The sequence below is a fragment of the Thauera sp. JM12B12 genome (assembly GCF_039614725.1).
Lineage (GTDB): Bacteria > Pseudomonadota > Gammaproteobacteria > Burkholderiales > Rhodocyclaceae > Thauera.
The window spans coordinates 576,184-588,439 of sequence record NZ_CP154859.1 but is presented as its reverse complement, the minus strand read 5'-3'; the positions used below and the strand labels follow the sequence as shown (position 1 = coordinate 588,439).

At 67.4% G+C, this 12,256-nt stretch carries 10 protein-coding genes; 9 read left to right on the top strand and 1 reads right to left on the bottom strand.

The features are described 5' to 3' along the window. Window positions 1–312: 312 nt before the first annotated feature. From AAG895_RS02530 to dmpH, 3 genes are all read left to right on the top strand, one after another. Window positions 313–1,773, top strand: coding sequence for a 2-hydroxymuconic semialdehyde dehydrogenase (locus tag AAG895_RS02530; protein ID WP_345793996.1), 1,461 nt, complete (start codon window positions 313–315; stop codon window positions 1,771–1,773). Between the two features lie 95 nt (window positions 1,774–1,868). Beyond that, window positions 1,869–2,651 (top strand): 2-oxopent-4-enoate hydratase, encoded by a 783-nt coding sequence (gene dmpE / locus AAG895_RS02525; protein WP_345793995.1) that lies wholly within the window; start codon window positions 1,869–1,871, stop codon window positions 2,649–2,651. A 16-nt stretch (window positions 2,652–2,667) separates the two neighbouring features. Then, window positions 2,668–3,462, top strand: a complete 795-nt coding sequence (dmpH, locus tag AAG895_RS02520) for a 2-oxo-3-hexenedioate decarboxylase (protein ID WP_345793994.1) — start codon at window positions 2,668–2,670, stop codon at window positions 3,460–3,462. A gap of 112 nt (window positions 3,463–3,574) precedes the next feature. Here dmpH and AAG895_RS02515 read toward each other — a convergent pair whose 3' ends face one another. Continuing rightward, window positions 3,575–4,372, bottom strand: a complete 798-nt coding sequence (locus AAG895_RS02515; protein ID WP_345793993.1) for a DNA-binding transcriptional regulator — start codon at window positions 4,370–4,372, stop codon at window positions 3,575–3,577. 194 nt (window positions 4,373–4,566) lie between these two features. On the opposite strand from AAG895_RS02515, the gene AAG895_RS02510 reads away from it, so the two are divergent. The 6 genes from AAG895_RS02510 to AAG895_RS02485 all read left to right on the top strand — a co-directional run bounded on the left by AAG895_RS02510 (window position 4,567) and on the right by AAG895_RS02485 (window position 12,248). Continuing rightward, window positions 4,567–6,291 carry a bifunctional 3-(3-hydroxy-phenyl)propionate/3-hydroxycinnamic acid hydroxylase gene (locus AAG895_RS02510; protein WP_345793992.1) on the top strand — a complete coding sequence of 575 codons (1,725 nt, stop codon included), beginning with the start codon at window positions 4,567–4,569 and terminating at the stop codon, window positions 6,289–6,291. Next, window positions 6,291–7,238 (top strand): 3-carboxyethylcatechol 2,3-dioxygenase, encoded by a 948-nt coding sequence (locus AAG895_RS02505; protein WP_345793991.1) that lies wholly within the window; start codon window positions 6,291–6,293, stop codon window positions 7,236–7,238. The genes AAG895_RS02510 and AAG895_RS02505 overlap by 1 nt, the downstream gene beginning before the upstream one ends. Window positions 7,239–7,317: 79 nt before the next feature. Further along, the gene (locus AAG895_RS02500) at window positions 7,318–8,457 is read left to right on the top strand and encodes an ABC transporter substrate-binding protein (RefSeq protein ID WP_345793990.1); all 1,140 of its coding nucleotides are present in this window, start codon (window positions 7,318–7,320) and stop codon (window positions 8,455–8,457) included. A 151-nt stretch (window positions 8,458–8,608) separates the two neighbouring features. Then, window positions 8,609–9,646 carry a branched-chain amino acid ABC transporter permease gene (locus AAG895_RS02495; RefSeq protein WP_345793989.1) on the top strand — a complete coding sequence of 346 codons (1,038 nt, stop codon included), beginning with the start codon at window positions 8,609–8,611 and terminating at the stop codon, window positions 9,644–9,646. Continuing rightward, a complete protein-coding gene (locus AAG895_RS02490; protein ID WP_345793356.1) occupies window positions 9,643–11,436 on the top strand; it encodes a branched-chain amino acid ABC transporter ATP-binding protein/permease in 1,794 nt (597 codons plus the stop codon). Before AAG895_RS02495 ends, AAG895_RS02490 begins: the two co-directional genes overlap by 4 nt. A gap of 14 nt (window positions 11,437–11,450) precedes the next feature. Continuing rightward, window positions 11,451–12,248, top strand: a complete 798-nt coding sequence (locus tag AAG895_RS02485; RefSeq protein ID WP_345793357.1) for an ABC transporter ATP-binding protein — start codon at window positions 11,451–11,453, stop codon at window positions 12,246–12,248. Window positions 12,249–12,256 lie beyond the last annotated feature (8 nt).

Below are 12,256 nucleotides of genomic sequence, written 5' to 3'. Positions count from 1 at the left end.
CCATCGATATCCGTTTTCTGCACACCCCGTTTTGAAGCCGGAAATCTCGGCTAACCTGAATCTGGGGCAATGCTCCGGGACTGCGCTCGATCGGGCTCCAGGCATGCCGGGTCGTCACCGACAGGTCACGTTTCCCGCCAGGCGAGCGCAGTGAAGAATCTTGAAAAATAAATCTCGAGATTCTTTACAAATCTCATCCTTGAAGCCAAGATTGCGTCAGATGCGAGAAAGGCAGCAGCAGGCATCGGCACGATACGGCGGCACACGTACCGCACCCGGCATCCAGATCCACCACCTGAGGACACATCGAGCATGAAAGAGATCAAGAACTTCATTAACGGCGAGTACGTCACCAACGTCAGCGGCAAGACCTACGAGAACCGCAACCCGGTCGACAACTCCCTGATCGGCATGGTGTACGAAGCCGGCAAGCCCGAAGTCGACGCCGCCGTCGCCGCCGCCAAGGCCGCGCTCAAGGGCCCCTGGGGCAAGCTCTCGGTGGTCGAGCGCTGCAACATGCTCGACGCCGTGGTCGATGAGATCAACCGCCGCTTCGACGACTTCCTGCAGGCCGAGATCGCCGACACCGGCAAGCCGGCCCACCTCGCCTCGCACATCGACATCCCGCGCGGCGCGGCCAACTTCAAGATCTTCACCGACACCATCAAGAACGTGTCGACCGAGTCCTTCGAGATGCGCACCCCCGACGGCAAGACCGCGCGCAGCTACGGCGTGCGCACCCCGCGTGGCGTGATCGCGATCGTCTGCCCATGGAACCTGCCGCTGCTGCTGATGACCTGGAAGGCCGGCCCGGCGCTCGCCTGCGGCAACACCGTGGTCGTGAAGCCCTCCGAAGCCACGCCGCTCACCGCCACCCTGCTCGGCGAGGTGATGAACAAGGTCGGCCTGCCCAAGGGCGTGTACAACGTGGTGAACGGCTTCGGCGTCGATTCGGCCGGCGCCTTCCTGACCGCCCACCCGGATGTCAACGGCATCACCTTCACCGGCGAAACCAAGACCGGCACCGCGATCATGAAGGCCGGCGCCGACGGCATCCGCCCGGTGTCGCTGGAGCTCGGTGGCAAGAACGCCGCCGTGGTGTTCGCCGACTGCGACTTCGACAACACCATCGCCACCCTCACCCGCTCGTGTTTCGAGAACGCCGGCCAGGTCTGCCTGGGCACCGAGCGCGTGTATGTCGAGCGCCCGATCTTCGACAAGGTCGTCGCCGCAATGAAGGAACAGGCCGAGAAGATGAAGCCGGGCCGCCCCTTCGACCCCGACACCAAGATCGGCCCGCTGGTGAGCAAGATTCACCAGAAGAAGGTGCTCGGCATGTACGCCAAGGCCAAGGAAGAAGGCGCCAACATCGTCTTCGGCGGCGGCATCCCCGACATGCCGGACGAGCTGAAGGACGGCTGCTGGGTGCAGCCCACGATCTGGACCGGTCTCCCCGAGACCGCGACCGTGGTGACCGAGGAAATCTTCGGGCCCTGCTGCCACATCCAGCCCTTCGACAGCGAAGAGGAAGTGCTGAACATGGTCAACGCCAACCGCTACGGCCTGGCGACCTCGGTGCACACTCAGGACATCAGCCGCGCCATGCGCATGGCCAACGCGATCGAAGTCGGCCTGTGCTGGATCAACAGCTGGTTCCTGCGCGACCTGCGCACCCCGTTCGGCGGCTCCAAGCAGTCGGGCATCGGCCGTGAGGGCGGTGTGCACTCGCTCGAGTTCTACACCGAGCTGCGCAACGTGATGATCAAGTACTGATACCGGACACGGCCGCGGCGGACGGGGTGCAGCAACGCCCTCCCCCGCGGCGCCGGCAGGCTCCCATCCATCGAACACATCATCGAGAACACGATATGGACCAGAACAAGATCAACCACTACGGCGACGAGCTCTACACCGCGCTCAAGACCCTGACCCCGGTCGCGCCGCTCACCGACCGCGAGAGCGACATCACCATCGAGGATGCCTACGCCATCCAGCTGCGCATGATCCAGCGCCAGCTCGACGACGGCCACACCGTGGTCGGCAAGAAGATCGGCGTGACCAGCAAGGTCGTCATGGACATGCTGAAGGTGAACCAGCCCGACTTCGGTCAGCTGCTGTCGAACATGGTCTACAACGAAGGCGAGCCGATCGTCGCCTCGTCGATGATCGCCCCCAAGGCCGAGGCCGAAGTGGCCTTCATCCTCAAGAACGACCTCATGGGCCCGGGCGTGACCGCGGCCGACGTGCTGCGCGCCACCGACTGCGTGGTGCCCTGCTTCGAGATCGTCGATTCGCGCATCAAGGACTGGAAGATCAAGATCCAGGACACCGTGGCCGACAACGCCTCCTGCGGCGTGCTCGTGCTCGGCGGCGTGCGCAAGAGCCCGCGCCAGCTCGACCTCGCGCTCGCCGGCATGGTGCTCGCCAAGAACGGCGACATCATCAGCACCTCCACCGGCGCCGCCGTGCAGGGCTCGCCGGTCAACGCCATCGCCTGGCTGGCCAACACCCTGGGGCGCCTCGGCATCGGCCTCAAGGCCGGCGAGATCATCCTCTCCGGTTCGCAATCCCCGCTCGTCCCGGTCGTCGCCGGCGACAGCCTCACCTGCAACGTCGGCGGCCTCGGTGGCACGTCGGTCCGCTTCATCTGACAAGGAAACCGCACACATGGCACTCACCCTCGACCAGGCCACCATCGCCAAGCTCGCCGAGCATCTCGAAAACGCCGAGCTGCAGGCCTTTGATGTCACCAAGATCACCGACGACTACCCAAACATGGACTGGGATGACGCCTACGCCATCCAGGACGAGATCAAGCGCCGCAAGCTCGCCCGCGGCAACAAGGTCGCCGGCCTCAAGGCGGGCCTGACCTCGCGCGCCAAGATGAAGCAGATGGGCGTCGAGACCCCGGTGTTCGGCTTCATCGCCGACTACATGTCGGTGCCGGACGGCGGCGAAATCAAGTTCGACGAACTCATCCACCCCAAGGTCGAAGCCGAGATCTGCGTCGTCACCAAGGCCCCGCTGCGCGGCCCCGGCTGCCACATCGGCAACGTCATGGCGGCGATCGATTTCGTGCTGCCGGCGGTTGAAGTGATCGACTCGCGCTATCGCGACTTCAAGTTCGACCTCAAGAGCGTGATCGCCGACAACACCTCGTCGGCCCGCTTCGTGATCGGCGGCAACATGCGTGACCTCGGCGAGCTCGACCTGCCGACGCTGGGCGTGGTCCTCGAGATCAACGGCGAGGTCGTGTCGATGGCCGCCGGCGCTGCCGTGCTCGGCAACCCGCTGGTCGCGATCGCGATGATGGCGAACGAGCTCGGCAAGCGCGGCCAGGAAATCCCGGCCGGCACCTTCATCATGACCGGCGGCGTCACCGAGGCAATCCCGGTCAAGAAGGGCGACAACGTCAACGTCCGCTTCCAGGATCTGGGCAGCGTTTCGTTCCGCTTCGTCTGAGCGAAACTCGCGCCACAGCCGCGCCCCGACGCCCGCAGCCCCGCGGGCGCCGGGGCGTTCTTCATTGGCGGCTCGACGCCCCGGGACCGCAGCCCGGCGAGAGGAAGACGCCTCACTCCGCCGGCTCGTTCAGCGCCGCTTCCAGCTGGCGCCCGGCCTCGACCAGCGCCGGCAGGTAGCGGGTGGCCGCCTCCGCATGCGAGACCGCGCGCACGAGGTAGATCACGTTGATGCTCGCGATCACCTTGCCGCCCTGGAACACGGGCACCGCGATCGCGCCGATCTTGCGCTCCGCGCTCCAGTCGCCCTCGTTCGAGCTGTAGCCCCGGCTGCGCGTCTGCTCGAGCAGGTTGGTGATGAACTTTTCGTCATTGGCCAGCGCCGCCTGCACCGGGTCGCGGCGCAGCAGCACCAGGAGCGCCTCGCGCTCGGCATCGGCGCAGTAGCAGAAATAGGCGCGCCCGGCCGCAGTCATCAGCATCGGCAGGCGCTCCCCCACCATCGCACGGTTGAAGGACAGCGAGCTGAAGCGGTGCGTCGACTCGCGGATCAGCATCGAGCCGCCATCAGGCGTGCACAGGTCGGACGGCCAGCGCGCCTGCTGCAGCAACTGGGCGAGCACCGGCCCGGACACCATCGAGATACGCTCCTCGTCCTTGAAGCCCTCCGACAGCGCGCGGACGTTCAAGGTCAGCACATAGCGGTCGTCCGAAACGCTGCGCTTCACATAGCCCTCTTCGATCAGCGTCTCCAGCAGCCGGCGCACCGTCGTCCTGTGCAGCCTCGTGCCGGCGGCGATCTGCGCAAGCGAGGCGCGCCCCTTGTCGTGCCGGTTCAGCACGCGCAGGAGTTCGAGCCCGCGGGCAAGGCTGCGTACCGTGCCGTAGTCGGCACCCGAATCAGGCCTCATTAAAAAACTCCTTTCTAAACATAGTTGTGCGCTATGTGGACAGGGGTTGAAGTGTTTTTGTTGAGTCGCTCGTGAATTCCTAGACTCCGTCCAACTGATCGCGACATAAACAACGCTTCTTCAACGAATTGTCCGCACCGCCTCCCTCCGCCACAAGGCGATCCGGCGCCGCCCCACAACAAGGAGTCCGCAAGATGAAAGAACAAAACCGCTTCGATGCCGACGTCGTCGTCGTGGGCGCCGGCCCGGTCGGCCTCGCCCTCACCAGCATGCTCGGTCTGCACGGCATCAAGGCCATCCTGCTCGAGCGCGGCGACGAGCTGATCGACTACCCGCGCGCCGTCGGCATGGACGACGAATGCCTGCGCACGCTGCAGGGCATCGGCATGGCCGAGGCGGTGTTGCCGCACCTGACGCCTTACCACTGGATGCGCTTCGTCACCAGGAGCGGGCGCTGCTTCGCATCGATCGAGCCGCGCACCGACGAGTTCGGCTGGTCGCGCCGCAACGCCTTCAACCAGCCGCTGGTCGACCGCGTGCTGCTCGACGGCCTCGCGCGCTTCGACAACGTCGATGTGCGCCTGGGCAGCGACGTGCTGCGCTTCGATCAGGATGCCGAGGGCGTCAGCCTCGACGTCAAGCGCAGCGACGGCACGGTCTACACCCTGCGCACGCGCTGGCTGGTGGGCAGCGATGGCGGTCGCAGCCCGATCCGCACCGCGCTCAACGTCGGCTTCGGCGGCTTCACCGACACCTCCAAGTGGCTGGTGGTGGACGTGCGCAACGACCCGCTCGGCGTGCCCAACATCTACATGCACTGCGATCCCTCGCGTCCCTACGTGTCGGTCGCGCTGCCCGACTCGATCCGTCGCTTCGAGTTCATGATCTTCGAGAACGAGAGCGAGGAAGAGATGACCCAGCCGCACAACATGGCCATGCTGATGGCCAAGGTGCTGCCCCCGGGCGTCGATGCCACCAGCCTGGACTACATCCGCAAGCGCGTCTATACCCACAACGCGCGCATCGCCGACCGCTGGAAGGTGGGCCGCGTGATGCTCGCCGGCGACGCGGCGCACATCATGCCGGTGTGGCAGGGCCAGGGCTACAACACCGGCATGCGCGACGCTGCCAACCTGGGCTGGAAGCTCGCCTACGTGGTCAAGGGCATCGCCTCCGAGAAGCTGCTCGACACCTACCAGCTCGAGCGTCCACCGCACGCCAAGGCGATGATCGACCTGTCGGTGACCGCCGGCCGCATCTTCTCGCCGCGCAACCCGGCGGTGGTCGCTGCCCGCGACTTCGCCACCTGGGCGCTCAACCTGGTGCCGCCGGCCAAGCGCTACTTCACCGAGATGCGCTTCAAGCCCATGCCCAGGTACGAGACCGGCCTGGTCGTGTCCGAGGCCGAGGTCAACACCGAACCCGGCTTCAAGCAGCTGCTCTGCCAGCTCGCACGCAAGACCCCGCTGCTCGGCCGGGTGATGCCGACCAGGCGCGTGGGCAAGAACTCGCCGGTCGGCAAGCTCTTCATCCAGCCCAGGGTGCGCACCCGCGACGGCGAGGTCAAGCTGCTCGACGACGTCATGGGGAGCGGCTTCGCGCTGGTGTGCTGGGGCGTCGATCCCAGTTTCTGGCTCAACCAGAAGAGCCGCGACATCCTCGCCGCCCTCGGCGGGCGCATCATCACGGTGAAGCCGGTGGTGCAGATCCAGCGCGACCGCGACATCGGCCCCGACGCCATCGTCGTCGGCGACGAGCAGATGCGCCTCAAGGAGTGGTTCGGCAGCTACCCCGGCGCGGTCGCGGTGATCCGGCCCGACCGCTTCGTCGCCGGCCTCGCCTACCCGGTCAAGATCAACGAACTGCTGTCGCAGCTCGCCGACAAGATGGGCCTGAACCTGGGCAAGGGGGCCGCCTGATGCACGCTCGGCTCCAATGCCTGTCGCACACGCCGCTGAAGGGCTACTTCGACCCCGAGGCTGCCGTCGTCAGGGAGGTGGCCGGGTTGGTCGCCACTCTGCGCGCCGAGGTCGAGGCCTTCGATCCGGAGGTGATCTACCTGTTCTGGCCGGATCACCTCAACGGCTTCTTCCTCGAGCTGATGCCGCAGTTCTGCATCGGCATGGCGGCCGAGTCGGTGGGTGACTATCAGACCTCGGCCGGGCCGCTGAACGTGCCGCGCACGCTGGCCGAAGCCTGCGCCCAGGCGGTGGTCGATGCCGGCATCGACCTCGGCTTCTCGTATCGCATGCAGGTCGACCACGGCTGCGCCCAGCCGCTCGAAGAGCTCACCGGCGCGCTCGACCGCTACCCGGTGGTGCCGATCTTCATCAACTCGGTGGCCCCGCCGGTGGTGAGCTGCCAGCGCGCCCGCCTGCTCGGCGAGGCCGTCGGCCGCTTCGCCCGCGCGCAGGGCCAGCGCGCGCTGTTCATCGGCTCCGGCGGCCTGTCGCACAACCCGCCGGTGCCGCAACTGGCGACCGCGACCGACCCGGAGGTCATCGCCCGCCTGATCGACAACCGCAACCCCTCGCCGGAAGCCCGCGCCGCTCGCCAGGCGCGCACGATCGCCGCCGCCGAGGCCTTCACCGCCGGCACCAGCACGCTGCATCCGCTCAACGCCGAGTGGGACCGCAGGCTGATGGAGCAGCTCGCCGCGCGCGACTGGGCCTCGATCGACGCCTACCGCAACGCCGACATCACCGCCGACGCCGGCGGCTCGGCGCACGAGGCCAAGACCTGGGTCGCGGCCGTGGCGGCGATGGACGCCGCCTGCGCGGGCGCCTGGCAGGCGGAGCAACGCTACTACCGCGAGATCCCGGAGTGGATCGCCGGCTTCGGTGCCCTCAGCGGCAGCGCAAACTGACCTGCAACACCGCATCACCCCGACGTAGCACCGACTCACGACGCACCATCCTGAACACCAGAGAGACCAGGAGATGAACATGAAGCTTCGCATCAAGACGCAACTCGCCGCCCTCGCCCTCGCCCTGTCCGCCGGTCCCGCGCTGGCCGACATCAACGTCGGCGTCGTGTTCTCGCTCACCGGCCCGGCCGCCTCGCTCGGCGCGGAGACGAAGAAGGCGATCGAGTTCCTGCCCGCCAGCCTCGGCGGCGAGAAGATCAACTACATCGTGCTGGACGACGCCACCGATCCGACCAACGCGGTCAAGAACGCCCGCAAGCTGGTCGGCGAGGACAAGGTCGACGCCATCATCGGCCCCAACCTGATCACCAACGGCATGGCGATGGTCGACGTCGCCAACGAGGCCAAGGTGCCGATGCTGTCGATCGCCCCGATCGACCCCGCCGCCGACAAGCGCGCCTGGGCCTTCCGCATCGAGCCCACCGCCGACATCATGGTCGGCCGCGTGGTCGAGGACATGAAGGCCAAGGGCGTCAAGACCGTCGGCTTCATCGGCTTCTCCGACTCCTGGGGCGAGCTGCTGCTGAAGGCGCTGATCCAGACCACCCAGGCCGCCGGCATCAAGATCGTCGCCACCGAGCGCTACGCCCGCACCGACACGTCGGTGACCGGCCAGTCGCTGAAGGTGCTGTCGGCGCGTCCGGACGCGGTCTTCGTCGGCGGCTCGGGCACGCCGGCCGCCCTGCCGCAGACCACGCTGCGCGAGCGCGGCTACAAGGGCCCGATCTACCAGTCGCACGCGGTCGCCAACAAGGAGTTCCTGCGTCTGGGCGGCAAGAACGTCGAAGGCGCGCGCCTGCCGGTCGCACCGGTGCTGGTCGCCGAGCAGTTGCCCGACGGCCACCCCAACAAGACCGCCGGCGTGGCCTTCCTGCAGCAGCTCGAAGGCAAGCTCGGCGCCGATTCGCGCTCGACCTTCGCCGGCGCGGCCTACGACGCCGGCCTGCTGCTCGAGAACGCCATGAAGGAAGCCATCAAGACGGCCAAGCCCGGCACCCCGGAGTTCCGCGAAGGCATCCGCAAGGCGCTCGAGAGCACCAAGGGTCTGGTCGGCGTCAACGGCACCTACACCCTGAGCGCCGAGGATCACGGCGGCTACGACCCGAAGGCGGTCGTGCTGATCGAGGTCGTCAACGGCAAGTGGTCGCTCGTCAAGTAAGCACGCCAACGCATGCGCGCTGCCTGCCGGCGGAGGCAGGGGCGCGCATTTCCCATGCACTCCCCCTGCACACGCCGCAGACCGCTCCCGTCACGGGTGCGCTTGCGGGGCAGCCTCACGCTGCGTGCGGGGTGGAGCGAAGGAGGACGAGATGGATTCAACTGTTGCACTGATCCTGGGCCAGGACGGCATCACCAACGGTGCGATCTACGCGCTCTTGGCGCTGGCGCTGGTGCTGGTGTTCGCGGTCACGCGGGTGATCTTCATCCAGCAGGGCGAGTTCGTGGCCTACGGGGCGCTGACGCTGGCGATGATGCAGTCGGGCACGGTACCGGCCACGGTGTGGCTGCTGGTGGTGATGGGGGTGCTGGTGAGCGCGCTCGACGGCGCCAAGGCCCTCAAGGCCGGGCAGCTGCAGCGTGCCGCGGGCGTGGCGGGCTGGAACCTGGCCTACCCGCTGGCGCTCGCCGGGCTGCTCTGGGCGCTGCCGGCCAACGAGCTGCCGCTGGCGCTGCAGGTGATCCTGACGCTGGCGATCGTGGTGCCGATGGGGCCGATGATGTATCGCCTGATGTACCAGCCGATCGCCTCCGCCCCGGTGCTGATCCTGTTGATCGTCTCGGTGGCGGTGCATATCGCCATGGTCGGCCTCGGGCTGCTCTTCTTCGGGGCCGAAGGCCAGAGGACGCCGTCCTTCAGCGACGCCAGCCTCGAGCTCGGTCCGCTGATGGTCTCCGGGCAGACGATCTGGGTGCTGGTGGTGTCGGTGCTGCTGATCGTGGCGCTCTACCAGTTCTTCGAGCGCACGCTCTACGGCAAGGCGCTGCGCGCGACCGCGATCAACCGCGTCGGCGCGCAGCTGATGGGGATCTCGCCCGCGCTCGCCGGCAAGCTCACGTTCTTCCTGGCCGCCTTCATCGGCGCGCTCTCGGGCGTGCTGATCGCCCCGATCACCACGATCTACTACGACACCGGCTTTCTGATCGGCCTGAAGGGCTTCGTCGCCGCGATCATCGGCGGCCTGGCGAGCTACCCGCTGGCCGCGGCCGGCGCGCTCGTGGTCGGGCTGCTCGAGGCCTTCGCCTCGTTCTGGGCCAGCGCCTACAAGGAAGTCATCGTGTTCACCCTGATCATTCCCGTGCTGCTGTGGCGCTCGCTGCGTAGCCACCACGTGGAGGAAGAAGAATGAGAACCGACCGTCTGGTGCTCGGCGCCTTCCTCGCGCTGCTGCTGGCGGTGCCGGCGATCCTGTCGCCGTACTACGTCACCCTGTTGAACTACATCGGCCTGTATGCGATGGTCGCCCTGGGCCTGGTGCTGCTGACCGGCGTGGGGGGCCTCACCAGCTTCGGCCAGGCCGCCTTCGTGGGCCTGGGGGCGTACACCACCGCCGCGCTCACCACCGCCACCGATCTGCCGGCGTGGATCGCCTGGGTGGGGGCCTCGCCCTGGCTCACGCTGGTGGCGGGGCTGATCCTCACCGCGGTGGTCGCGGTGCTGATCGGCTCGCTCACACTCAAGCTCTCGGGCCACTTCCTGCCGCTGGGCACGATCGCCTGGGGCATCAGCCTGTATTTCCTCTTCGGCACCATGGCGAGCCTGGGCGGGCACACCGGCATCACCGGCATCCCGGCGATCAGCCTCTTCGGCTGGACGCTGGACGACGGCGGCGAGATCTACTACCTGATCTGGGCCTTCCTGCTCGTGGCCATGCTCACCACCCACAACCTGCTCGACTCGCGCGAGGGTCGTGCGATCCGCGCCTTGAAGGGCGGCCGGGTGATGGCCGAGGCGATGGGCGTCGATACCGGCCGCGCGCGCATGATCATCTTCGTGATCGCGGCGCTGCTCGCCTGTGCCTCGGGCTGGCTGTACGCGCACATGCAGCGCTTCGTGAACCCGACCCCGTTCGGCGTGCATATCGGCATCGAGTACCTCTTCATGGCGGTGGTCGGCGGGGCCGGCTACGTGTGGGGGGCGATCGTCGGCGCCGGCGTCATCACCGTGCTCAAGCAGTGGCTGCAGGACTGGCTGCCCACCTTGCTGGGGGCGAGCGGCAACTTCGAGATGATCGTGTTCGGCTTCCTGATGGTGCTGGTGCTGCACCGGGCGCGCGAGGGCCTGTGGCCGATCCTCAAGAAACTGGTGCCGATGCGCGCCATCCACAAGACGATCGATGCGAACGCCGAGACCCTGCCGCGGCGCACGCTGCCCAAGGCGGGCGAGCTGATCCTCGAGGCGAAGAACGTCACCCGCAAGTTCGGCGGTCTGGTCGCCAACAACGACATGAGCCTGGAGGTGCGCGCGGGCGAGATCCTCGCGCTCATCGGCCCCAACGGCGCGGGCAAGAGCACGATGTTCAACCAGATCTCGGGCGTGGACACCCCGACCTCGGGCGAGGTGCTGTTCCTGGGCAAGCCGGTGGCGGGCCACGACTCGCGCGAGATCGCCCGCATGGGCATGAGCCGCACCTTCCAGCACGTGAAGCTCTTGCCCACGATGACCGTGCTCGAGAACGTGGCCATCGGCGCGCACCTCAGAAGCGGCAAGGGCGTACTGAGCTCGGCCTGGCGCCTGGACCGCGCGGAAGAGGCGCGCATCCTGAAGGAAGCCGCGTACCAGATCGAGCGCGTGGGCCTGAAGGAGCACATGTATGAGGAAGCCGGCAGCCTGGCGCTGGGCCAGCAGCGCATCCTCGAGATCGCGCGCGCGCTGTGCGCCGACCCGTGCCTCTTGCTGCTCGACGAGCCGGCGGCCGGCCTGCGCTTCAAGGAGAAGCAGGCGCTGGGCGATCTGCTCAGGAAGCTGCGTGCCGAGGGCATGGCCACGCTGATCGTCGAGCACGACATGGACTTCGTGATGAACCTCGTGGATCGGGTGGTGGTGATGGAGTTCGGCCAGAAGATCGCCGAGGGGCTGCCCGACGAGATCCAGAAGAACCCGGCGGTGCTCGAGGCCTATCTGGGCGGCGTGGAGTGAGCGAGGAGAACGCGATGACACAGCAGCAAACGCAAGCCAGCGCCGCGGCCTCGAATGCGGCCGCAAAGAACCCGGTGCTCGAGGTCAAGGACCTGTGCGTGTCCTACGGCAAGGTCGAGGCGCTCACCAACGCCAGCCTCACCGTGGGCGAGGGCCAGATCGTGACCGTGATCGGCCCCAACGGCGCGGGCAAGACGACGATGCTCTCGGCGATCATGGGCGTGCTCGGCTCCAAGGGGCGGGTCGCCTTTGACGGCACGCTCGAAGTGGTGCCCGAGGTCGAGCGCATGGTGGCGCGCGGCATGAACCTGGTGCCCGAGAAGCGCGAGCTCTTCGGCGAGATGAGCGTCGAGGACAACCTGATCCTGGGCGCCTTCCAGCGCTACCGCTCGGGCAAGCGCGACCACGGCCAGACGCTCGAAGAGGTCTATGCGCTGTTCCCGCGCCTGAAGGAGCGCCGCGACCAGCAGGCGGGCACGATGTCCGGCGGCGAGCGCCAGATGCTGGCCGTGGGCCGCGCGCTGATGGCCAAGCCGAAGCTCCTGATGCTGGACGAGCCCAGCCTGGGCCTGGCGCCGCTGATCGTGCGCGAGATCTTCCGCATCATCAGCGAGCTGCGCCGGCGTGGCGTCTCCATCCTGCTCGTCGAGCAGAACGCGCGCGCCGCGCTGCAGGTGGCCGACTACGCCTACGTGCTCGAGACCGGCCAGATCGCGATGCAGGGCCCGGCGCACGAACTGGCCGACGATCCGCGCGTGATCGAGGCCTATCTGGGCTTTGGCGGCAAGCACCAGGCGATGCTGTCGACCTGAGCCCGACC

Excerpts from the sequence above, each read along its gene's own strand:
- AAG895_RS02530 (WP_345793996.1), top strand. The coding sequence starts at position 313 with ATGAAAGAGATCAAGAACTTCATTAACGGCGAGTACGTCACCAACGTC.
- dmpE (WP_345793995.1), top strand. The coding sequence starts at position 1,869 with ATGGACCAGAACAAGATCAACCACTACGGCGACGAGCTCTACACCGCG.
- dmpH (WP_345793994.1), top strand. The coding sequence starts at position 2,668 with ATGGCACTCACCCTCGACCAGGCCACCATCGCCAAGCTCGCCGAGCAT.
- AAG895_RS02515 (WP_345793993.1), bottom strand. The coding sequence starts at position 4,372 with ATGAGGCCTGATTCGGGTGCCGACTACGGCACGGTACGCAGCCTTGCC.
- AAG895_RS02510 (WP_345793992.1), top strand. The coding sequence starts at position 4,567 with ATGAAAGAACAAAACCGCTTCGATGCCGACGTCGTCGTCGTGGGCGCC.
- AAG895_RS02505 (WP_345793991.1), top strand. The coding sequence starts at position 6,291 with ATGCACGCTCGGCTCCAATGCCTGTCGCACACGCCGCTGAAGGGCTAC.
- AAG895_RS02500 (WP_345793990.1), top strand. The coding sequence starts at position 7,318 with ATGAAGCTTCGCATCAAGACGCAACTCGCCGCCCTCGCCCTCGCCCTG.
- AAG895_RS02495 (WP_345793989.1), top strand. The coding sequence starts at position 8,609 with ATGGATTCAACTGTTGCACTGATCCTGGGCCAGGACGGCATCACCAAC.
- AAG895_RS02490 (WP_345793356.1), top strand. The coding sequence starts at position 9,643 with ATGAGAACCGACCGTCTGGTGCTCGGCGCCTTCCTCGCGCTGCTGCTG.
- AAG895_RS02485 (WP_345793357.1), top strand. The coding sequence starts at position 11,451 with ATGACACAGCAGCAAACGCAAGCCAGCGCCGCGGCCTCGAATGCGGCC.